The sequence below is a fragment of the [Anoxybacillus] calidus genome (genome assembly GCF_013760845.1).
GTDB lineage: Bacteria > Bacillota > Bacilli > Bacillales > Anoxybacillaceae > Paranoxybacillus > Paranoxybacillus calidus.
In genome coordinates this window covers 118,842-143,681 of sequence record NZ_JACDUU010000003.1, presented here as the reverse complement: position 1 = coordinate 143,681, position 24,840 = coordinate 118,842, and the positions used below count along the sequence as shown (strand labels likewise).

The following is a 24,840-nucleotide window of genomic DNA, read 5'->3' as shown; positions in this document are numbered from 1 at the left end:
CATCTAGCTATATGTCTTTACTCAGCCACTACTCTTACAGTTGTTTTAGATCCACCAGCGTTGATAGTTACATCAAACTCTTCTCCAGCTTGAACTGATGTTTTATCAACTGTAGCTGTTGCAAGACCATTATCTGTAATTTTAATTGATCCTTTTACTGGAACAATTGTTAATGTTGGAGCTACGACAGCCGTTGTATCTGGGAATGTAACTCCAGTAGAAGTTGCTACTACAGATACACCATATTGGTCAGTCACCACTAGGTTATAACCTGTAGAAGAACCTGTAGTTAAATCAGCAATCGAGAAAGTAGCGTCGCTATCAACAGATGGTTTATATGTGATGCTTGTTAGAGCATCATCTTTGACATCAGTAGTGTCTACTACTTTCACTGCAGTTGCTTTAGGAGCAACCTTTGAGAATGTAATAGTTTTAGTAAATTCTTGACCAGTTGCATTAATTGTTACTGTTAATGTTTCTTCTTTGACATCTGCTGCAGGATTCGATGGGTAAGTTGGTGAATAAGGTGTTCCACCATTTACAGTATCAATTACTCCATCAGCTGCATCAGTAGCTAAGTCAGCTAGAGAAGATTTTACAGTGTATTCTGTCGGATCAAGCTGAACTTTACTTCCATCAGCAAGTACACCGTATACTTTAATTTCTTTGTCGTAAGCATTGTTATCAGATTTTGAAGCTCCAGCTTCATCGTAAACAGTTCCAATATCATCCATTTGATATGAAACATATTCAGATCCATCCGTTACTCGGAATGTTACTTCAGCAGTGCTGCTTAGAATATCCTTTGTACCATCGTTAAGTACAAATTGTAATTTTTCGGTTCCGTTAGTACTTCCTGCAGTCAGAGTTGCAGTAGTAGATGAAGTAATATCGCCTACAAATGTCACTACATTAGAGTTAGTATCTACGTCTTTTACAACGATTTTCTTACCGCCAGTTAAACCAGCTTTTACTTTTGCAGAATCCATTACACGTCCGTATTGGTCTTCAATCACTAAATCACTTACATCTATTTGTTTATTAGTACCAGCTTTTAATGTTGAGCTTACAGTAGATTTTAATCCACGAATAACTGTAGGCTCTGCAGCTTTCTTAACATTTAACGTTAATGTTGCTACTTTGTAAGTTGAAGATTGAGCAACGAGTGGGAAAACACCGTCAGTAGTTACACTTGTAGCAGGAATTTTCACATAAACATTATTGTCTTTTATTACGAAAGCATTTGAAATTGGGCTACCATTATAAGAAACTTTAACACCTTTAGTAGCATCATTCAATACTTTCGTATCTGTAATAGCTTTTCCATCTTTATCAAGAACAGTTGCTGGTACAAAGATATCTTCACCCGCTACAGCAATTGCTGGTGCAGATAAAGTAACTGCATCCGTTCTAGTTGTTTCAGCAACATTAATTTTATATGTTGCACTTTTACCTGAAGTAGCTGAAATTAAAGTTACTTGATTTTCTCCAGCTTGAACCGGTCCCGTAAGTTTTAATCCTAATCTTTGTTTTCCATCAATAGTTAATGTAGTTAAATCAACATTATTTCCAGAACCAGCAGTTCCGACAACAGTAGGATTAGATTGAGCTTTGATGAGACCAGCCTCAGCAAGGCTTTCGTTTGTGATTGTATTGCCGTATTGATCTTTTAAATCAACAAGTAAATAGAAACTATCAGTTGAGAGATCAGAATCTTCATTTAATTGTTTACCATCTTTGTTGTAAATTCCAGATATCGCTACATCAGAAACTGTCGATGCTGCAGATAACGTAACTACTTGACTTGCTGTTGTTGCACTGTCGACGTGAATAAGAGTTAATGGAAGTTTATCTCCAACTTTAGCACCACTTGCTAAAGTAATAGTAACGACCCCATTAGCAGCAGTAATACGTGCTGGATCATTTGTAGTTAGAGAAGTTGTTTTTGTGATATCTTCACCATATTGGTTCTTCACTTGGTAAGCAACTGTTGCTTGTGTAGGAGATGTAGTGTTATCTACAACTGCCACGTCAGATAGAATTTCAATAGATGCTACCTTTTCATCTTCTACTTGAGCAGATTTTGTAAGAACTTCGTCCGCAACACCTGTTACATTAACTGTATATTCACCTTTTGTTAATTTTGTTGAAAGTTCTAGTGTAGCAGATTTGTTGTCATCAGCAAAAGTAACTTTAGAAACGTTGACAGTAATACCTGCTTTTTTCACTTCGAACTTAGCTTTTGCAGGATCAACAGCTTTGTTGAATTCAACTTTTAGGCTTTTAGAGTTAATCGCACTTACACTTACAACTTTAGCTTCTGCTGGTTGAAGGTTCATCGCTCTGTATAAGAACTTCGCGAAGTCACCGCGTTTGATTTCTTTGTTAGAACCGAATTCAGTAGCAGATACACCTTGAGTGATGTTGTTTGCGTAAAGTGCTTTTACGTAAGTTTCGAATGTTTTGCTTACGTCAGTGAATGGTAAAGTAGTGTTGCCTGCTTCTAATTTGAACGCAAGCGCGATAACTTTTGCCATTTCCGCGCGAGTCATTGGCTCGTCAGAACCGAATGTAGTTGCAGTTTTACCGTTGATGATTCCAGCTGCTTTAAGCGCATTAACTGCACCTTTTGCACGCTCAGGAACATCTGTGAAACCAGCGTCTGGAGCAGAAGCTGTGTCAAGTTTAAGCGCACGTGCGATCATAACTGCAGCGTCAGCGCGTTTGATTGAAAGATCAGTACCGAATTTTGTTTCGCTGATACCGCTTGCGATACCTTGAGAAACGATGAAATCAACTTCTGTTTGGTAAGAAGCCGGTACATCTGTGAAGCTTGCAGCAGATGCTACAGGAGCTAAAGCAGATGCTACAACGGCAGCTGTTGCTGTAGTAGCAACGAATTTGCGATAAGACTTAGGTTGATAAGCCATGTAAGTTTTCCTCCCCGTTTTGTATATATTTCTAAATTTCTATAATAATATAATAAATCGAGGGTATCAAAGTACCATCGATCAATTAACTGAGATTAGGAGTTGAGTAGAAGTCCCTATCTATGAATCATTTTCATGAAAATCTTTTTAGGACAAAAGACGTAAAAAACTCCCCAAAATAGTATGTATGTTGGGTCCTCCATAAAGATTCCATAAAATGACTCATAAAAGCATTTATAACAAATTGTAGAATATTCCCCTGCAATAGAAATAATTAGAACTCCCAAGCTCGTCTTCTATTCTATCAAAACCGCAGGATTTTTCAACTATTTTTTACAAAATTCTCGTGAACTAAGTGTTTTTATACAAATAAAACATTTTTTAGGTTGATAAACACTTATTTCCCTCTATAGTAAATAATTATCACTTTTTTATTATATAAACAAATCAAAATAAATCAAATTATTTAATTTCTACAAATCCACTATTTCATATTAGAGAATAAACCCTCTGCTTCTATATCATTAAACGATCCAATGTAAGCAAAGGTTTCACATTTAAATTTTTTGTAACTACATAAAAACAAAAAAGCATGCGGTTCATTTACCGCATGCTGATAGATTGTTCTTGGTTTTGGTGTAAGAAAGCGATGACTAAGCCAGATACAAGCCAGAAGACCGTATTTAGCTGTGGAATAAAAATGAGATTGTTAGATAAATTTTGCACCATAAACGTCAAGCTGCCGACAATCAGGCCGATAGCGAGCACCTTGCTTAAGCGGTTTTGCGCAGCAAAGTACAAGCGGATAATGTATAGATAATAGACAATGTAAACAAGAAGAAACGCCGCAAGACCGATGAAGCCTGTTTCAGCACCAACTTTTAAATAGGAGTTATGGACGGAGTACTGGTCGTGTCCAATATACAACTCCGGATATTTCGTTACATATTCTTTATATCTGACGAGGTAATTCCCCATACCAACACCAAGCACTGGGTTTTCTTTTAACATCACCCAGCCGGTTTTCCATAGCGTTACACGGGAGACAACGGCGCGATTCGTCGTTGCTGCATCTTGCGCGTTTTCCTCTTCGTCTTCATCCTGTTCATCCTCAAATAATCCGCCCTGATCTTCTTCTTGTGAGTTGTCACCGCTAGCAACATGGAACGGAAGATTGCTGACTACCAGCTTTTCCATCGCATAAATCGCTGAAGATGTCCGAGACTGAACATCTGGCATAAAGTAGACGATGGTCATAAGAGCGACAAATGAAAGCAAAATATGCGGCCGCAAAGCATTTTTAATGAAATCTTTCGGAATAAGCATTACCATTAAAATGAAACCGCAGGCCATTGTCACCCAAGCTGCTCTCGTATACGTCAAAATTAAGTTAACGACATAAATTCCATAGAACGCGAACATCAATAATTGTGCTTTTTTGTCTTTAAAATAAACGACCGCTAACAATACTAATGTTGGAATAACCAAGTTTAAAAACGAAGCATAATAGTTCGGGTTAATTAATGTTGAGTCTACACGTCCCTTTGCCTCTTTTAATGCATATAAACCTGCTGTGTTGAGAGAAATTCCAAAAATATATTGCACAACGCCGTAAATGCCGACAATGGCGACAGAGGCGCCAAATACTTTAGCAAAGTTGAGATATTGTTCACGAGTAAATTTGACTTTTACGACAATCGTAAACAATACAACATAGGAAAGATAGCGGGCGAGCTCCATCATTCCTGGAGCGAGGCTCACTGCCTTAACAAGAGAAATGGCTCCAATCACGAAAAACAAAAGGAAGGCAGCCAGCATCGGCTTCATGTTTAAATCGTTCAGCGTAATTCTCTTTCGCAAATAGTCGCTTACAGCCGCAACAGTTAAAAGAGGAATCGTCACAACCTCAATCGATAGTGGCAAGGGACCGATATAAGTTTTATAGGCAACAAGCGGAACGAAAAACAATGACAAAATCACAGCGTAATAGGTCAAATTATTCTGTAAACGCATGATTTAAACTCCTTTTAAAAAAAGTTGCAAGTTTACATGTGGTAGATTACCATAAGAGTTTTCACGTAAACAAGGGTTGTTTTTTATTTTTTTATTTCCAGTACATATTCATAAGTTGCAACTGTTTCTTCGTACAAACGATCCAATGAAAAATGAGTGGAAGCGTATTGGTATAAAGCCTGTCCCATCTTTTTCAACTCTTGACTTTGCTTTTTTTCATATGCTTGCTCGATTGCATCGGCAAGCGCCTTGCTATCGCCGACCGGGACAATCCAGCCCATATGGTCATCTGCAATTAATTGGCTGACTCCGCCGACATCGGTTGAAATAACAGGAATGTGTTGATTCGCTGCTTCAAGCAAAGCTAAAGGAAAGCTTTCGCTGTAAGAAGCCATGAGCGCGACATCCGATAACGAATAAATGGCATCGACATCCTGACGGAATCCAAGAAATTTTACTTGATCTTCCAATTGAAGCTCGGCTACTTTGCTTTCCAATTCTTGCTCAAGGGGACCGTTTCCAACCACTAACAGCTTCATATCAGGGCGGTTTAACGCTTTGATTGCTTCAAACACAAGCATATGCCCTTTAATCGGATGCAATCTTGCCACCATGGCAATAACAAAATCGTCTTCATTCACACCAATATCAAGCCGTTTTAAGGCATGTTCAGAAGGGAATTGGCAAAAATCAATTCCATTGTAAATCGTTTTCACCTGTTCTTTAGGAATGCCAAGAGCAACGAGATTCTCTTTAAACCGTTCTGACACGGCAAAAAAATAATCGATTTTTTTTAAAGCCCAAAGATTCAGCTTGGTAAAAAGGAAGCCTTTTATTCCAGACTTCATAAAATCAAGCCGCGGGTCACTATGAATGGTTGTTATCCAAGGAATCCCGATTTTATTTTTGATTAACGCACCGTATAAGTTGGCTCTTGGACCATGCGTATGTAACAGATCATAGCCGCCCTTTTTAATAAACTCGACGAGCCTGTTTAAGATAGACAAATCATAACGGGACGTTTGTGAAAGAAGATGGACATCGATGTTATGTTCCCGCGCTTCTTTCGCCAACGGGCCTTCCTGAAAGACAACGAGGGTCGCCGTTTCTTTTGGAAATTTCGATAACAGCGTAACAACGTGTTTTCGAGACCCGCCCGTTTCACCGCCACTAATAACATGAAGAACTTTCAAACGAATCTCCCCTTGCAGCTTGAATGAATTTTTCTTAAATGGTCCGGCTACCGGAACATAACCGATTTGAATGTCCCGGTAACCTCTTTACAAAGCCTACGCTTTGGATGAAGATGATTTTTCAAATAAGATTTTCCATAAAAAGTGCGGCAAGGCAAGCTGCCGTTTGAACCGTTTTGGATCGGTAATTAATCGGTAAAACCATTCTAAGCCAAGGTTGCGGAATAATTTTGGAGCGCGTTTGACGTGTCCGGCAAACACATCAAAGCTTCCGCCGACACCTTGGAATACTTTTACATTCAAATCGTTCATATATTTTTTAATCCATAGCTCTTGACGCGGGCTTCCAAGCGCCACAAACAAGATGTCTGCTCCCGAGTCATTGATTTTCTTGACAAGAGCTTCATGGTCTTGAACATAGCCGTTTGAATAGCCGGCAATTTGCAGTCCAGGGTATTTCGCTTCAAGATTTTCTTTCGCCTTTTTCACTACTTCTTCTTTCGCACCATATAAAAACACGCGGTGATTTTCCTGAGCGGCAAATTGAATTAACCGCTCCATCATATCAATCCCTGTGACGCGGGATTTAATGCTTCCGCCCTTTAATTTAGAAGCAAGCACTACCCCAATACCATCAGGGATTTGGTATGTTGCCGAGTTAATGAGTTCCTTTACTGATTCATCTTTGCCGGCAGCGATTAATTTTTCGGGATTGACGGCAATAATCGTCGATTTTTCCCCTGCTGCCATTCGCGTTTTTAAATCAGCGATAATCTCGTCATAGTTTAATGTCGATACATATACGCCTAAATATTTCTCTTTCTTCATGGTCGACCATACTCTCTTTGTCATTATTCTTGAATAGCTTTCACAGAGTATAAGTTTCCGATTTTATATACCGTTACGTTCTCATCCTCGATATGGATGCAATTTTTCGTGTCAAAAATGACTTTTGTTTTCATTGCCGCAAAATCTTCCGCTTTCATGTTTTTAAATTCATTATGATCGGCAAGAATAACAACTAAATGAGCACCGTCTATTGCTTCTTCAAAAGAAGAAAGCGGGAATGAGACTTGCTCTTGTTTCACATGCGGATCATACGCACGCACATCAAAACGAGTGTTACGCTTTAACAATTCATAGATTTCAATCGCTGGACTTTCGCGCACATCATCAATGTTGCCTTTGTAAGTCAAACCAAATACCGCGATTTTCGGTGATGGCAACTCAGTCGTCATGCGCTCGATTTGCTCAACAACAAAATGCGGCATTGAATTGTTAATGCGGCGTGCTGTTTGAATCAGCGGTGACTCTTCTGTCGCCTTTTCCACAATAAAGTACGGGTCAACCGCCAAACAGTGACCACCGACACCAGGTCCTGGCAAGTGAATATTAACGCGCGGATGTTTGTTCGCTAACTCGATGACTTTGTGAGCATTAACACCGATTCGCTGAGAAATTTTTACAAGCTCATTCGCAAGCGCAATATTCACATCTCTAAACGTATTTTCCATTAACTTAGACATTTCCGCTGTTACAGCTTCTGTCTCAATGACGTCGCCTTTTACAATCGCGCGATAGACATCCGCCGCTTTTTTAGCTGCCTCTGGTGTAACACCGCCGACAATCCGTGTATTTTCAATAAGCTCAATCAAAATTCTTCCTGGTAATACACGCTCAGGGCAGTGAGCTAAATAAATATCTTTTTCTGGGGCGAAACCGTGCTCACGAATGATTGGCGCCACAACATCATCCATCGTGCGCGGCGGAATCGTTGATTCAACAATGACAACGTTCCCCTTTTCTAAATAAGGTACAATCGCTTTCGTTGCAGCAATAACATAGTCCACATTTGCTGTATAGTCTTCATGAATAGGAGTTGGAACAGCAATAATGAAAACATCTGCTTTTTCAGGAGTAAGTGAAGCACGGAGTTTGCCTTCTTCTACGACTTTCTTGACAAGCTCTGGCAAACCGACTTCTTCAATATGAATTTCCCCTTTATTAAGCGTTTCTACTACTCGTTCATTGATATCTACTCCGATAACATTGTAGCCGGCATTTGCAAATATTGCCGCTGTTGGAAGTCCGATATATCCTAAGCCAACAACACAAATCTTTTCCATATTTAGAAAACCTCTCCTTGGTTTTTTCTTTAATTTGACTGTCTAGCTTTCTTTCTATCCCCGCTCTAAATCTTCAGGTCTAGAAAAAAGCACACTCTTCATCATTTCAAATAGTTTTTTTGTCAATCGTAACATAGTATATCAAATTACGACACATTTTGCATCATTTCATTGAATGTCGACATGGCAAATGTTAAAATAAAGGTTGGTTTTTATGCCAAAAACACAAAATAGCTAAAAAAGCTTTATATAAGGAGGAAATACTTCTTTGAAAATCGTTATCTCAGGTTTTTACGGTCTAGGAAACACAGGAGATGAAGCCATCCTAGAAGCGATTATTGATAATCTTCGTGAAGAATTAGACAATCCAGATATTACCGTATTTTCACTTTCACCAGAAAAAACAGCAAAAACTCACAACGTAAAAAGTGTTTATCGCGGCTGGCGCCATGATAATAAAGGAAAAATTAAAGCATTACGTGAAGCCGATTTACTCATTAGCGGCGGAGGCGGTTTGCTGCAAGATACATACCCAACGAAGTTCATATTTGGGCCTCTTCCTTATTACTTATTAATCGTTTTTCTCGCAAAACTTTGTGGGACAAAAGTCATGTTTTTCTCTCAAGGAATTGGTCCAGTGAGCAGTACATGGGGAAAGATATTAATGAAGGTTTTCGCCAATATGGCAGACTTTGTAACCGTACGCGATCAGTATTCGAAAGATTTATTGCATCAACTTGGCGTAACAAAGCCAGAAACAGTCGTAACAGCGGATATTGTTTTCGCGTTTAAGCATAAGGTGGATGATGCTTGTTTCAATAGCCTTCCTCTCAAAGGCGACGAAAAGCTCGTTGCTGTGTCAGTAAGACCTTGGTTTAGCCATGACGAATATTATTCGCAGCTGGCAGAAGCGCTAGATCGTTTAATTGAAGAGGAGAAAATCACACCTGTATTTGTACCGATGGAAGGGCACCATGATGTGCGCGCTTCTCAACAAGTGATGGAAAAAATGAAGTATAAAGACGAATGTCATCTTCTTGGACCGGATTTTACACCGAATCAGTACTTGCATTTTATTAGCCGTTGTCGTATGACAATCGGATTAAGATTACATTCGCTTATCTTCTCAGCGCTTACGGGCGTGCCTCATATCGGCATTAGCTATGATAAAAAAGTAGAAAGTTTATTGAACCGTTCTGGAATGTGGGAATACTCATTCCGTTTAGGAGAAATTGATGTGGAAAAACTAATATCTAACACCAAATATGTGCTAGAACATCGCGAGGAGCTCAGCGAAATCGTTCAGAAAAATGCTGAATCCATGCGCAAAGACGCAATGGAAAATATCCGTCTGTTAAAAGAGAAGTTTGTAGTCCATTAATTCTCGTTTAGGGAGAAGATTGAACATGAAAATATTATTAACGACCGTTTTTGATTATCCTCATGCTGGAGGATTATCGACACATGTGACAACATTAAAAGCAGGATTAGAAGCGAGAGGCCATGAAGTAGATGTCCTCTCGTTCAGCGATATTAGCCCGTTACAACAAAAATTGTTCGCTAAAGGACCAAGCTTTGTACTCAACAAGCTATCCAAGGGCAGCGGTATTATTTGGAGTCACCAAGTTCGACAAAAGATGCTTTATGGATTAATCCAAAAACATAAGGCAAAAGGCTATGATATTATCAACGCCCAAGAAGTATTTGCGACACTTGCTTCTGTAGAATCGGGCATTCCAACTGTAACAACGGTGCATGGCTACATGACGTATGAAGCCATCAGCCGCGGATCAGTGGTAGAAGACAGCCCTCAAGCCCATTATTTATTACAAAAAGAAATTGAAGCATATACAAAAACAAGAAAAATTATTACTGTTGACCAACGGATTAAGGACTATGTTCTTAAGCAAGCGGGTGTGGAAGCGACAGCAATCCGCAACTTTATTGATGTGAACGGTTTTAAGCCGGATAAAGAAAACCGTCTATCCTATCGTCAAAAACACGGGTTTGCGGAAGATACGAACATTATTTTCGTCCCTAGACGCCTTACAAAGAAAAACGGTGTGATCTACCCTGTACTAGCTTTACCGCAAGTATTAGAAAAATATCCAAATACGATGCTTGTTTACGCTGGAATGGGTGAGGCATTAGGAGAACTAAAATCGCTCATCCAAGAAAAAGGACTTGGGGAAAAAGTAAAACTTTTAGGGGCGATTCCGCATGAATTGATTAAAGAATTTTATGCGTTATCTGATATCGTTCTCGTACCAAGTATTCATTCAGCAGGCGTGGAAGAAGCAACGTCCATTTCCGCTCTTGAAGCGATGGGCTCTGGTTCTCCGCTAATTGCTTCGGCGGTTGGCGGCCTAAAAGAAATCGTCAGCCATGAAAAAGACGGTCTCCTTGTTGAAGAACGTAACGTTGACCAACTCGCTCAAGCCATGATTTACTTGTTAGATCACCCAGAAGTAGGACAGAAGCTCGCCGAACATGCAAGACGGAAAATTGAAGATGAATATTCACACTTGGCAGCGGCGAAAAAATACGAGGAGATTTATTTAGCAGCATTGCAACAATAAGATAGAGAGGCTGTCTCACAAGCAAAGGGTTCAGACCCTTACGAGACAGCCTCTTTTGGATTCTAAAGAGGAAGTGAGACAGATGTCAACATTAAAACGGACGGCGATTTGGATTACATTGCTCGCTTTAGTACTGAAACTATCAGGCTTTCTTCGTGAGAGCATCATTGCCAAACAATTTGGGGCAAATGAATATACAGACGGTTATTTGCTGGCATTTTCCTTTATCACCCTAGTGTTGGCGATGATTTCCGGCGGGTTTAATAACGTTTTTCTTCCTTTGTATGTACAGCATAGAAAAGAAGATCCGGAAGCGGCTGAAAGAAACGCGAACGGCATTATGAACGCAACAGTAGCGGTATTCTTAATCGTTACTGTCGTCGGTTATTTCTTTGTTCCTTCATTTGTTCCTTTTATTTTTGGGCAAATGACACCTACTACAGAAAAGGTAGCGGTAGAAATTACGCAACTCTTTTTCCTGTTTATGAGCGCAATCGCCTTAAACGGAATACTTGATTCCTATTTGCAAGGACGGCGCATCTTTGTTCCGTCGCAAATTTCTAAGATTCTCGCAACGTTAATGGGCGCCGTTTTCGCCTTGCTATTTTCAGATATTTGGGGCATATACAGCCTTGCTTACGGTTTTGTGTTTGGGGTTGTGTTAGGGATTGTTCTTATGTTCTTCTACTTGTGGAAAAGCGGCCATCATTGGTCCCCGACATTCGCAGTCGAGAAAGAATTTCGTAAAACTTTTCTCGTTCTGTTAATACCATCTTTACTAAACTCGGTGATCGGCCAAATCAACATGTTCGTAAATAAAATGTTTGCTTCCGGTACGATCGAAGGAGCGGTTACTTATTTAAATAACGCTTCGCTATTGGTCAGCATTCCGCATACCATTTACGGTACAACAATCGCTGCGATTATCTTTACACTGCTGTCCGAACAAGTCGATAATAAGGAAAAGTTTCAGCAAACGTTTTATATGGGCATGGAATTGTCCTTAGTGACATTGATGCCGATTACCGTTGGATTATTATTAGTTGGAGATGCGGCGATTTCATTTGTGTATGAACGTGGTAAATTTACTGCGGAAGATTCGTACAATACGTATATCGCCTTATTGTTTTATTTGCCGCTTATTGTGACACAAGGATTACAATATATTGTGTCAAAAGCAATGTATGCACGAGGAAAAACATCGATCATATTGCGTATTAGCGTAACAACGATTGTGTTGAATGCATTATTGAACTATTTATTTGTCAAGCCGCTTGGATATCCAGGATTGGCGCTATCCACCTCTCTTGTTTCACTCTATTATTTAACGGTATCGACCATTTTTGTTTACAAAGATTTCGACCGTGGGGAAGCGAGAAAACTGTTTGCCTTAATCGTTCGCGTGATTTTGCCGACACTGATTATGGCCATTCCGCTTTATCTCATTAAGCACTTTACACCAATCGAACAATGGTATTCGCTCGTTCAGCTAGCAATCCTTGTTCCGCTTGGAGTCATCTTATATGCGGCTGGAACTTATCTGTTCAACCGCCCAGGTTTCAACCGACTTCTCGGGCTCGTAAAACGAAAACAAAAAGCGGTATAACATAAAAAGCCTGCTATTTCAGTAGAATAGCAGGCTTTTATTTACAAATGTTAGCTTTCCCAACAAGCCGCTAAACTCACGCAAATGCGCGAACAAAGCAACATGTTTCTAGAAAGCAACCATTTTATTTGGCCATCGGTAATTCTTTTAGTAAATCGCTGCGGATATAGGCATTCGTATTAGCGGCTAAATCGGTCTGAATTTTATACCAAACGTACCCATCCGCCTGTTTTACCGTTTCACCGAGCTTAATAACCGGGCTGTTTTTTGTCGGATATTTGTATAAAGGAGATTTTGACGTATTAGGTTCAGGACGAACGTTTACGCCATCCACTGTTGTTCCGGTAATCGTATATTTTAACCAGTCTTTTTTCCCTAAATATTTGTCGGCACGGTACATAAAACCGGCAATTTTTTGTCCCCAATATGGGTCAGATGCATACCGAACGTTAAATCCAATCGTTTTGTCTCCAACAACCGCACCGTTGTATTTCCAACTGCTCGGATTCGCATATTGTTTTGAAATGAAGTCGGCCATGTAATCAATGCAGGCTTCAAACGTATCAAATTTCATCGCGCTATTCGTTGGGTCACTATCATACGCTTGAATACCAAACAAGTTTTTATTTTTCTTCGCAATCTCACTTGTTCCCCATGCGCTCTCATGGATGGCATTAGCCAATAAATAAAGGGCATTCACATTATATTTTGCTTCCGCTGCCTTAAAAGCGGCACCTAACGTTTTTAACGGGCTGTCTGCTTTGTTTGCAGCCACATAGGCATTTAGCTCTGCTGCTGTATAATTCGTTTTCGTACGAATCGGCAGCACGTTAAAGTATTGATAAGCCGTACCAACTGATTGTCCCGACGCATTATAAAATGTTTCGCCGTCCCAGCTGTAATATTTTTGTCCTTCCTGCATAAACGATGGTGCTTTTCCGTAGTGATAGCTTACATATGTATTGCTCGTTGGACGATAAATATAATGGTACAACTCTCCACCAGATGCCTGATAATAAGACCGTCCTTGAATCATGGCTGTTGGAACTAGCCAAACTTCTGACGGCTTGACATAACCAATAGTATTAGCAACTTGCACTTTTACCTTTGTTTCATCAGCATCTAAATATTTCATTTCTGTATTTGGTTCCACATATGTAAGAGATGTACTTAAATTAGATTGATAGATGGTTGTTGTAAACTTTCCAGGAGACGGCTGGGCAATGACATTTCCGCTGTACATTTTAACAATTTTTGTTCCTTGCACAATGACTTGTGATGCTGGATTGGTAATCGCTGCTTCAGCTTGGGCAAAAGTAGCATACTTTTTCGGACCGTATACCAATTCCCCTTTTTGAATCGTTGCCACTTGATAAGCTAGTTCTGGCGTTTGTTCTTTCATCACATCGAGCAAACGGTAAATGAATGCTGCTGCTTCCGCCCTTGTTGCATAGGCTTTCGGTGCGAAACGAAACGTACCGTCGAACGTACCGTCCTCGTTTTGGTTTTGAATACCGCGAATAATTCCATAGTAAACGTTATTGGATACAGCCGCTTTCGAAGTCGATGAAACAATTTGATCCACATCAGTAAAATTAAGTGGAGCAGATTGCCGTTCAATTCCTAAGTATTGTAACGCGCGGTCAATCATTATCGCCATTTGCTCTCTCGTAATATTGTCATTGATTCCGAACACTCCAGTAGAGTATCCGCTGACAATTCCCGCTGAACTTGCTTTATAAATACCATCGGCTAATTTAGAAGATGGCGGAACATCGGCAAAGTTTCCAGACCCTTCTGGTAACTGTAAAGCCCTCGCGACAAATGTCGCAAATTGCCCGCGTGTCACCTTTTCAAAAGGACGATACTCTCCTTCCGAATATCCTTGAATGATACCTTGGGCAATCATCGCTCTCATTTCCGCTTCGAGCGTAATTCCCGTAATATCATCCTCAGCTGCCAAAGAAACTGGACCATTCGTAAAAAGCAATCCAAACACTAGCAAAAGACTGAACAGTATCCTCAATGTTTCTACTCCCCCTGTCGTATTTTAGTAGATATATATAAATAAAAAAGAATATCGTCAAACGGAAACAATACTACAAAAACTGATTGGATTTTACAGATTTTTATTCTATTCTATCAAAAATTGACAAGGTATTTAATAGTAAATTTTATATATTTTCACCTTCACTTCCTTATCATTCTCCTATCCTTGATTTTCTGATAGAAAAATGGAAAAATGGAAAAGTACGTAATACAAAACATGACAAATTTCGCACTATGTTTACTATTAGCTGAGGTGATAAAGTGAACGCCCGGAAATTCATCACATTACTTATATTTATGTTCTTATGTCTGATAGGAGTAACTGGCTGCTCGGAACAAGGCGAACCGTATGCGAAAGTCCCTATTAACAAGCAACAATTCGTCCAATTGTCCGTACCAAACTTTCAGTTGCAGAAAAAGACAGTAAAGAAGAATTCCTACTTTACACTGGTAAAAGATACTTCCTATGAATTTGCCATCGTACATAAAAGAGAAACCGTAGGGAAACTGTCGGTAACAACCCGCCACCTTGATAACGGCGATGTTTTTCTTTTTACCAAATTGCAAAACGATACGAAAGAGCCTCTTAATGCGGAGGTTTCTATCCATTTAAAAGAAGTAAACCGTTATCATCTAATTGACTGGGATCAGCGTTTTAAAAAACAGGAACATCACAAAACAACTGGGGTCGATGAGACGACCTACCCAATGGGTCTCGTAAAAGCTTTTTCCTACGATAAAGAAAAATATAATCTTGTTTTAAGCAAAAACTATTTATCTCGCGAGCTTGTCAAAAAATACGAAGACGATAGAAAAAGCATTGTCCGTGAATTAATTAAGGAAGAAAAAGCATTTTCGGCGAACGTAAAAGGAGATTCTCTCTCCTTTGTCTTACCACTTCAATCAACAGGAAATGATATTTCAGAAAACTGGATGCTTTTTTCAAAAGAGAAGCTGTTCAAAAATGACCAACATCTCCAACAATGGATTAACGAGCAAATCGATAATTACAAGCGGGCAAATTCTTGGCTCACAGCAGAAGGCCCTTACACGAAGCTTCCTTGGTCCATCGAGCCTGGCACAAAAAAGGGATATGGACGCAACTTAGGAATCATGCAAGATCAAATGTCACTTGATTACTTTGAACAATATAAAGATCGATATTTCTATGACCTCGTGCTTAACTCAGCAGCTAATCTTCTCGCATATAAACAAACAAAAGGTACTAAGCTTTGGGAAACGGAATATACAAGCACATGGTTAAAAAAAGCCTACGGCACAACGGCGCCATATATGGATACTCGTCATAATGAATACATCGCTCTTTTCTTAACGAAAGTAGGAAAATTATTGAATATTGATGAATTAACAAAGGCGGAAACGATTTACGGAGATTATTTAGTTCAGCAAGTGAAAATAGGTAATATAATTCAAGTGAAAGAAGGCTATTTAATCGCCGATTATTTCTCGCCATACAATCAATCTAAAAAAACGCATACATCAATGAACCATATTCTTGGCGGCGTCAACATTTTACTTCATTGTTATATGTCTACCGGAGACAAAAAATATTTAGATGTCGCTTTAAACATTCGAAAAGGAATTGAAGAGTTAGGAGACCAATGGATTCGCGATTCGGGAGACTTATGGTATCAAGTCAATCCTGATTTAACGTTCACCGGAAATGACTACGAACAGTTGACACTGATTGATTTATTAATGACTCAGGAAAACTTTGAAAAAGCAGGCATTCACAGAAGCAAAACGTTGGACAAATTGATCCGTTCAAAAGCAGGCTATCTTGTTCGCGAGAAAAAGCAATTATATCCTTATGTGATCGAAATGCTTACTTCTCAAGGGTTCAAAGATGTCCTTCTACAAAAATAAATCGCACCTTCAACTGAAGGTGCGATTTATTATACACAAAAGTTCATTTTATTTTTTGGCTGCTTGGATGGCGACATAAGCTGCAGCGGCATAGTCTGCCCTTGTAGCATAGTCGGCAGCCCGGAAGTAAAAACTATTAAATACGTTAGTAGAATCAACCCTTTTCAGTGCGATAATGGATGTATATGCCCAATGCTTAGTAGAAACATCTTTATATTTCACATCAACTTTAGAAGAAAAAGGTAATGAACTAATTTTAAATGCCCGATCCATAATCACTGCCATTTGCGCCCGTGTTAATTTGTCATTTGGGCGAAACGTACCGTCGTCAAACCCAGTAATAATTCCAGCTTCTTTAATCGCAGCGATATCTTTAGCAAAAGTCATACCGCTTGAAACATCTTTAAATGATGTTTTGGAAGAAGCGGTTAATTTTAGATAGCGATTTAAAATCGCAGCCGCTTGTCCTCTTGTGACATGAAGTTCTGGCTTGAAATAAGAACCTTCAAAACCAGTAATCATTCCCGTTTTGCTTAACTCGCTAATCGCCTTATAAGCAGGATGCTCTTTACTTACGTCATAGAATTGGCCAGGAGGAAGCTGATGATCGTCAATGACCCGTTTACCACCAGCGAACTTAGGTCCCCAATAAGAACTGTCTAACGACGCAGTCGTGACTCCTTTGCTGGTTGTGGCGCTGATGAACTCTTGATCACCTATGTATATACCAGAATGGGAAATTCCCGCTTTATATGTATTCTCGAAAAATACTAAATCCCCAGGCTGTAAATCTTCCTTATCAACTTTGATGCCCGTATTATATTGTTCACTCGCTGTTCTCGGTAGCTCTATTCCAACTTTATCAAATACATACTTGATAAATCCAGAACAATCAAAGCCTTTCGGTGTTGTACCGCCAAATTGATAAGGAGCCCCAAGTTGTTCTTTAGCAATGTTCACTACTTCATCTCTGCTCGTTGACGCCTCCACTCTAGGAACCGTTGCAATTAGAACAACTAGAGCAAATATAAACGAAATAGCTTTTTTCATCAGCATCATCCCCAAAAAAACAAAATTCACGCTCTTTTTCCGTATTTTTCAGATGTTTATGATCGAATTTTGCAAGATACGGGAATATTCTAGCAAATTTTATCAGATTGTTATGTTACAAGTGTATTACAAATATGTTACTATTCACAGATTTTTTGAAATTTTTCTTAGGTTACTAGAGGAATATTTTAGTAAAATGTGGTATATTATAGACGGTGCCATATTATGTTATTAAATGATATAGAAGGGAGAGTCTTTTTATTTTGAAAAAAAAGAATTCATCTAAAAAACTACTTTCATTAGGACTTGCTGTCTCTTTAACATTTGGAGGAATCCTTCCTTATACAGCCGCTTCTGCAGCGGAGTTAAAACAACCGGGAAACATTCATCAGGTACTGGAGCGCCTCCACTTAAAAAGCTCAACAAAACAAGTACAAGCGAATACGGTGCAAAAAGATGAAAGAAACAAGCGATTTAGCGAAAATCTACTTATTATTAAATATAAACATGCCCTTTCATCCACTGAGCACCAAAAAGCTGGAGCTAAGCTCGTAAAACGAATTTCCTCTCTTAACTACGATGTTGTGCAAATTACCGGCAAGAAGAAGTTAGAAGAGGTCGTAAGCGCTTATGCCAAACATCCAGACGTCGTTTCTGTATCGCGCAGCGCTTATTTCACGAAGGCAGCTACTGATGATGTGAAAAGCCATGAGATGTATCACCTTACAACGCTGCAAGTCGATCAAGCTCTTAAACTAGCAGGAAAACATCCTGTAAAAGTAGCTGTCGTCGACACTGGAATCGATGTCAACCACCCGGAATTAAAAAATAAAATCATTGCAAACCATAATGTCATGAATCCTATACAAAAAGGTGCGGTAGATGTTCATGGAACACATGTTGCCGGCATCATCGCAGCGGAGAAAGGAAACGGGATTGGCGGATACGGAGTATTTCCAAATGCGCAAATCATCTCCATTGATGTGTTTAATCGTTCATTTTTCAGTTCAGACTACATTGTAGCAGAAGGAATTTTAGAAGCGATTCGCCAAAAAGCACAAGTCATTAACTTAAGCTTAGGCTCATCCGTTCCATCACCGATTGTGGAAGAAGCCATCAAAAAAGCGATTGACGCAAACATCACTGTAGTCGCTGCAGCAGGTAACTCAGGAATAAATATGAATGAATACCCAGCTGCTTATGAAGGTGTAATCGGGGTTGGGGCAACGAACGCGAAAAATGAATTGGCTGATTTCTCTACTTATGGACCTGCCGTCGATGTGGTTGCACCTGGCGAAGACATTTATAGCTCTGTTTACGATGTAGATAAAAAGTCCACATTTATGAACCTGAGCGGAACATCAATGGCAACGCCAGTCGTTACGGCAACAGTGGCCATGTTGCTGTCGCAAAATCCAAAGCTTACACCATATGAAATTAACTATATTTTAAATAAGACAGCTAAAGATTTAGGCGCGAAAGGATATGACCTTAAATACGGCTATGGATTAGTCAATCCAGTAGCAGCGTTAAAATACAATCCAAAAAATATCCCAGCCAATCCTCGCATTGCCGAAAAAGATGTATTAAAGAAAGCAAAAAACATTAACGTTACATCCCTTTCCGTACAAACTGGTTCCATTACGAAATTAAACCAAACCGATTGGTATCAGTTTAAAGTCCAAAAGGGAGATTACATTCAAACAAAGTTAAAAGGAACGGCTAACTACGACTATAAATATGAAATCTTATTCTATCCTAGCGGTAAAACGGTACCATCTATAAAAACGGCAGTCAATGACGTACCAACAGGCAAAGAAGAAGGATACTTATTTGAAGTTCCGCAAGACGGTACCATCGTCATTGGAGTAAAAGACGCACTAGGCAATTATAATGAAAGCGGCAAATCAACGTATACGCTTTCCATTGACCGGACAAAGAACAAATTAGATGATGGCAACAATGAAGAAAATCCTTTATTGATTGAATCGCTGCCATATAATTCACAAAGCAAACATGGGTGGCTCTTCTTTACAAACGAGCTAACAGAAAACAGCAAAAATACGGACACATCAACTAAAAATACAGAAGCAGAAGAATCGGCTGAGGAAGACATTCCGAAAGGCGAACAGCCGAAAGAAGAAGTGAAACCACTGCCAGGAGACAGCGATTATTTCCGTTTTACAGTACCAGAGTCTGAAGAAGGAACTGAGCAAACCGTTCAAGTTTCTTTAACTGGAGTCCCTGGCATTGATTCGACCATCAACTTATATGTCGTAGAGAAGTTGGAAGGTGAACCTGGTCTCGAAGGAGAAGCACCAGCTGAAGAACCAGTAGAAAACCAATTTATCATTGATTCTGCCAATGAGAAAGGTTATGGCGAGGGCGAAGAGCTCACATTTAATGCGATGCCAGGCACGGAGTATGTAATCGAAGTAACAAATAAGCCTTTCTTTGATCCATTTATGATGCTTTTATTGGGCGAACCAGAAATTGATTTAACAAGAAGCTTCTCTTCTCACCTTCCTTACCGGTTAACCGTTGATTCGACAACTTTACCGCCAGATGAAGACGGTTTTCCAATGATGCAGGAACTTCCGGAAGAAGAACTAATGAAGGGTAACATTGAATCCTATTTAGAGAAAAAAGAAGAGCTAAAAGAGATTTTATTAGATCCATTAATGTTCTTTGGCAGCAACGATTTTATTGAAACAATACGTAAAGCGGCTCAGCCTTATCATTTAGGTCAGACAGCAGGCGGTCATTTCCAATACACAGGAGATGAAGATTGGTTTGCCTTTACCCCTAAAGAAACAGGAATTTATGAGTTTAGCTTTGCTTCTGGCGAACATAATGATGTGCCAACAATGGAAATATTCACTTACGATGAAAAACTAAAAAGCTTCTCTTATATTGGATCTAATCTTTCATACGAATTCGACTTGGAGATGAAAAATCCTTATCAAGTTGGCTTAAAAGGCGGCAAAACTTACTATATTAAATTGAACGAAAAAACATACCGTCCATCGTTTAAATCATATACATTTACTTCTAAATTACTCGTAAGCGGTGTAGCAGACAAATTTGAGGATAATGATGACTTTGAAAAAGCAACAAAAATCGGACTCAAGGAAATAACAGGAAATTTCGCATCCGCTCAAGATGTAGACATCTACTACTTCAAACCTGAGCAGAACGGACTTTACGGATTTGTTACGGAACCGTTAAGTATTCCTGCTAAATATGCGAAACTGCCAAAAGAGCTGTTAGCACCGATTGATCCAGTAGTCATTGTCATCGAAGATACAAACGGCAACAAAAAGTTAGATAAAGAGGAAGAAGGAAAAGAACTGCTCACCGACCGTGGCTTATATAATGAGGAAGAGCGCGGGGCATTTAGAGCCGCAAAAACGAAAGGCTACTTTATCGTCACGCTGAACTACTTTGGAGACACTGCTTCGTTAATGCCATACAAATTCACATTAGCAAAAGCGGATTTAAAAGATGAAGATGAAGGTTCAGTTGTGAGAAATAATATTCCGTCCAAACGGACTACTTTGAAAAAGGCGAACAAAAACACATTCTATGGCAGCGGCTATATGAACGTAACAAATCATAAAGGCGATGCCGACTACTATGTGTTTACAGCCTATGAAGAACGGACATATAAATTTAAGCTTGAGCTCCCTTCAGACCTTGACGGAGTTATTACGGTTTATGACGCAAAAGGTAACCAAGTTGGCAAAGCGGATTATTACCGCAGCGGAGATGCCGAATATTTAGTCAAGAAGCTTAAACAAGGAAAATACTTTATTAAAGTCGAAGACGTATTTGGAAATGCAAGCATCAGCCCGTATAAACTAATTGTGAGAGAAGAATAAAAAAGAAAAAGGGATATCTCCCCATCATGGAGATATCCCTTCTTTATTGAATGAAAATCAAGCTTTTGTGTACACCATTATTTAAATTCTTCATTTTCAGCTCTTGCCACAAATACGGAAAACTCTGAACGGGTCATATATTGATATGGTTTAAATGTTCCATCAGGATATCCTTTTGTAATATTAGCCGAAGCAACTTTATAAATCTCAGCATATCCCGTCACGCCCTCCGTCACGTCTTTAAACGTAACACTGCTTGCGTCACTTAATTGATAGGCCCTTGATAGCAAAATGGCCATTTCTGCCCGAGTTACCGGCTGGTCGGGACGGAAAGTACCATCCGGAAATCCACTCACAATTCCTTGCTCATACGCTGATTGAATATAACCAGACGCAAAGCTCCCAGGATCTACATCTTTAAACACCGTTTTTCGCTTTGTTGAATTAAAGCCTAACGCACGACCTAACATAGCAACTGCTTCAGCCCGTTTCACAAGCGATTTCGGTCTTACCGTACTATCATTGAAACCAGTGACAACACCTTGGCTTGATAAATAGATAATATGAGGTGCATACCAGTTTTCATTTGTCAAATCTTTATAATATGGCGATGAAACGGTTACGGTAAATGGGCTAGACAGCGAAGATTCTTTTCCTTTGCTAGATATCGTAGAAAACTGATAATGGTAAGTTCCTTTTAATACATAGTCGGTAAACGTCAAACTAGTCTGTAACTCTTTCACTTTTTTACCGTTACGATACACGTTATATCCTTGAACATTGTCTCCAAGTGACTTTATAGAAAATTTTACAATTCCGCCTTTACTCAATTGTAGTTGCACGCCAATCTGCGGCGGTTCGCTTCCTTCAGTCTGTACCAGTCCATAACCGTACCAATTGTCTTTGCCGGGATTGCCTAAATCAACTGCATTTGTTTTTAACAGCTCGCGTAGTTCGACATTGGTTTTATACGGATACTGTTGTTTATATAAAGCCAATATGCCGCTTACAAACGGAGCAGCCATCGACGTCCCCGTCATCCATGTATATCCGTTATTATTACCGTCAAAATCATAAGCTACAGGAACCGTGCTGTAAATAGCTTCCCCAGGAGCCGCTACTTCAACTTCTGGACCTGTCGCTGAGATAGAAACCCGAACATTGTTTTGATTAATGGCCGAAACAGCAATCACATTGTCATATTTAGCAGGATATTCAACGGTATCCCCTGTTCCTTGGGAATTCCCATTATTCCCGACAGCAGAAACAATAAGAATCCCTTGCTGATAGGCTTTATCAATCATCGCCTTTAACGCAGGGTCAGATTCAGGCGTAGAAAGACTTAAATTAATAATATCCATATGGTGTCGAATGGCCCAATCAATCCCTGCTAAAACGGTAGAGGTTGTTCCTACTCCCTCGCTATCAAGCACTTTCACAGCATATATGCTTGCATCAGGAGCTACCCCAATTGTTCCGATACTATTGTTTTTCGCTGCAATAATACCTGCTACATGGGTGCCATGCCCATTGTCATCATTGTAGGATTTCGGGCATTCAGTAAGCAGGCAAGCGCCGCCCGATACATGCAAATCAGGATGCTTTGTATCAATCCCTGTATCTAAAACAGCAATCTTAACTCCTTTTCCGGTAACGCCTTGAGGGTGCACTTGGTTCGCCTTTGTTTTCGTCATCCCCCAGCCAACCACTTGTCCTTGAATAGTAAGCAATTGATCTTGCTGAACAAACTTGACTTCTGGATGTTGGCGTAAAACAGGGACATTAGCCGACGGCATGCTTACAGATAAAGCATGAATCGTTTCAAACCGTTGATATACCTTTCCTTGAAGCTTCTCAATAATACTTTCATCAATGTCGTTTTTAAAGAGAACAATGACATCTTCACGCTTGACTTCCGATGCAAAAGAAACGTTAGCGGGAGCAAAACACACCATGACGAGAACTACAAAAGTTAATAGGAAATGAAGCAATCTCTTCATGCAAACAACCTCTCAATATAAAGAAATCTATTACCAGTTTACTAGTTTTCATGATCGTTTTCTTCTTGTAAAAAAAGGAATATTTGCTCCCTATTGAACACGATCATATAAAGGCTGAAGTTCAATTCCTTCAGACTCATAATAGTCTAAAATCCCGAGATAAATGGCCTTAGCCGCTTTCTCTTGCCAATATGAAGAACTTAGCTTTGCAACATCTGTTTTATTATCAATAAAGCCCAACTCTACTAGAGTAGCAGGCATATTGTTTTCCCGAAGCACATGTAGATTCCCTTTTTTAACACCACGGTCATTTAAATTCCATGCTTCAATCAAGCGGTCTTTAATAAATTGGGCAAGCTTTTTGCTCTTTTCAACGTACGGATTGGTAGCAGCAGAGCTATAATAAAACGTTTCTGTTCCAGTTCCGCCACCCGAATTCACATGAATACTGACAAATACATCTCCGTTCATTTTTTTGGCAAAAGCAACCCTATCGCTTAAAGCCACATATACATCCTTCTCGCGCGTTAAAGCGATGTTAAACCCTGTACCTTGAAATAGAGATTTTACTTTTAAGCCAACACTGAGAGTGATGTCTTTTTCTTTTAAGCCGTTGCCTACCGTACCTGGATCATGGCCGCCGTGACCAGGATCAATAATAATCGTTTGTGTTTTTAAATACTCCTGTAACTTATCATTTTGATGAACCCCATCAAGGTAGTTTGTATGTACAAATCCTTCCATGTTTGCAGTGCGAATGTAGGCCCAACTGCCGACTTTATGCAGGATCTCCACTTTTTGTCCTTTATTGAGCTTGCCAACGACGTCAAAGTTTGTAGAAGGTCCTTTGCGAACGTTAAGAGATGAAGTATTTACGGTAGCTTCTTGAATAGCAGTAGCTTGATAGTTTACACGATATTTTGGGTGAATCGCTCTAGCAATAAACACAGCAAAATCCGAGCGTTTAATAGGCTTGTCCTTGCCAAACGTTCCATCTGCCATCCCTTGCGCAATTCCTTTTGTTATAAGCGATTGAATAGCAGCTGATATCGTACTCGCGTCGAATGAGTAAGCCCGGCTCATAAGCAGTGCCATTTCGCCTCTTGTTACGAGTTGATTCGGGTGAAAAGAACCGTCCTTATAACCGGTAATAATCTTTCGATTTGCAGCTTCTTGTATGTATCCAGAAGCAAAATGTGCCTTCCCTACATCAGTAAAAGTCGTTGGTCGTTGCGTTCCATCGAAATTGAGAGACCTTCCGATGATGGCAGCCGCCTCCGCTCTTGTGACATAGCTGTCTGGAAAGAAATATCCAGATGAATTTCCTCTAACAATTTGCCCTTGTGCCAAATAATAAATTTCTTCTTTCGCACGATGAGATGCACCGACATCATAAAAAGTATTAGCAGCAAAAGCATGGTTGAGAGGACCAGATGCTCCGATGACCAACAACAAACAAAAAATGACAAATACTCCTTTTCTCATACTTCCATGCTCTCCTTTTTCGATATGTTTTTCTATATTTT

At 39.6% G+C, this 24,840-nt stretch carries 14 protein-coding genes; 5 read left to right on the top strand and 9 right to left on the bottom strand.

The window, feature by feature from the left end; genetic code table 11:
* Positions 1-17: 17 nt before the first annotated feature.
* The 5 genes from HNQ85_RS07530 to HNQ85_RS07510 all read right to left on the bottom strand — a co-directional run bounded on the left by HNQ85_RS07530 (position 18) and on the right by HNQ85_RS07510 (position 8,262).
* A complete protein-coding gene (locus tag HNQ85_RS07530) occupies positions 18-2,930 on the bottom strand; it encodes an S-layer homology domain-containing protein (RefSeq protein ID WP_181537132.1) in 2,913 nt (970 codons plus the stop codon).
* A 603-nt stretch (positions 2,931-3,533) separates the two neighbouring features.
* Positions 3,534-4,943, bottom strand: a complete 1,410-nt coding sequence (locus tag HNQ85_RS07525) for an O-antigen ligase family protein (RefSeq protein ID WP_181537131.1) — start codon at positions 4,941-4,943, stop codon at positions 3,534-3,536.
* Between the two features lie 83 nt (positions 4,944-5,026).
* Entirely contained in the window at positions 5,027-6,136 is a 1,110-nt protein-coding gene (locus HNQ85_RS07520) for a glycosyltransferase (protein WP_181537130.1), read from the bottom strand.
* Positions 6,137-6,232: 96 nt separating this feature from the next.
* Entirely contained in the window at positions 6,233-6,964 is a 732-nt protein-coding gene (locus tag HNQ85_RS07515; RefSeq protein ID WP_181537129.1) for a WecB/TagA/CpsF family glycosyltransferase, read from the bottom strand.
* Between the two features lie 23 nt (positions 6,965-6,987).
* Positions 6,988-8,262: a nucleotide sugar dehydrogenase gene (locus HNQ85_RS07510; protein WP_181537128.1), complete on the bottom strand. Its 1,275-nt coding sequence runs from the start codon at positions 8,260-8,262 to the stop codon at positions 6,988-6,990.
* Between the two features lie 268 nt (positions 8,263-8,530).
* Between HNQ85_RS07510 and csaB the strand changes: the two genes are divergently transcribed.
* The 3 genes from csaB (at position 8,531) to murJ (ending at position 12,447) form a co-directional block, all read left to right on the top strand.
* A complete protein-coding gene (gene csaB / locus HNQ85_RS07505; protein ID WP_181537127.1) occupies positions 8,531-9,643 on the top strand; it encodes a polysaccharide pyruvyl transferase CsaB in 1,113 nt (370 codons plus the stop codon).
* A gap of 25 nt (positions 9,644-9,668) precedes the next feature.
* Entirely contained in the window at positions 9,669-10,841 is a 1,173-nt protein-coding gene (locus tag HNQ85_RS07500; protein ID WP_181537126.1) for a glycosyltransferase family 4 protein, read from the top strand.
* An 82-nt stretch (positions 10,842-10,923) separates the two neighbouring features.
* Complete coding sequence (gene murJ / locus HNQ85_RS07495) at positions 10,924-12,447, top strand: murein biosynthesis integral membrane protein MurJ (RefSeq protein ID WP_181537125.1); 1,524 nt, start codon at positions 10,924-10,926, stop codon at positions 12,445-12,447.
* A gap of 124 nt (positions 12,448-12,571) precedes the next feature.
* On the opposite strand, the gene HNQ85_RS07490 is transcribed toward murJ, so the two are convergent.
* Positions 12,572-14,473 (bottom strand): S-layer homology domain-containing protein, encoded by a 1,902-nt coding sequence (locus HNQ85_RS07490; protein WP_181537124.1) that lies wholly within the window; start codon positions 14,471-14,473, stop codon positions 12,572-12,574.
* Positions 14,474-14,757: 284 nt separating this feature from the next.
* Between HNQ85_RS07490 and HNQ85_RS07485 the strand changes: the two genes are divergently transcribed.
* Entirely contained in the window at positions 14,758-16,383 is a 1,626-nt protein-coding gene (locus HNQ85_RS07485) for a hypothetical protein (protein WP_181537123.1), read from the top strand.
* Between the two features lie 48 nt (positions 16,384-16,431).
* Here the strand turns inward: HNQ85_RS07485 and HNQ85_RS07480 are convergent, their stop codons facing one another.
* Positions 16,432-17,433, bottom strand: a complete 1,002-nt coding sequence (locus HNQ85_RS07480; RefSeq protein WP_181537122.1) for a C40 family peptidase — start codon at positions 17,431-17,433, stop codon at positions 16,432-16,434.
* A gap of 263 nt (positions 17,434-17,696) precedes the next feature.
* Here HNQ85_RS07480 and HNQ85_RS07475 point away from each other — a divergent pair, with 263 nt between their 5' ends.
* Positions 17,697-21,314 (top strand): S8 family peptidase, encoded by a 3,618-nt coding sequence (locus HNQ85_RS07475; protein ID WP_181537121.1) that lies wholly within the window; start codon positions 17,697-17,699, stop codon positions 21,312-21,314.
* Positions 21,315-21,391: 77 nt separating this feature from the next.
* Here HNQ85_RS07475 and HNQ85_RS07470 read toward each other — a convergent pair whose 3' ends face one another.
* The gene (locus HNQ85_RS07470; protein ID WP_181537120.1) at positions 21,392-23,314 is read right to left on the bottom strand and encodes a S8 family peptidase; all 1,923 of its coding nucleotides are present in this window, start codon (positions 23,312-23,314) and stop codon (positions 21,392-21,394) included.
* Between the two features lie 90 nt (positions 23,315-23,404).
* Positions 23,405-24,799, bottom strand: a complete 1,395-nt coding sequence (locus tag HNQ85_RS07465) for an N-acetylmuramoyl-L-alanine amidase (protein WP_181537119.1) — start codon at positions 24,797-24,799, stop codon at positions 23,405-23,407.
* Positions 24,800-24,840: the final 41 nt, after the last annotated feature.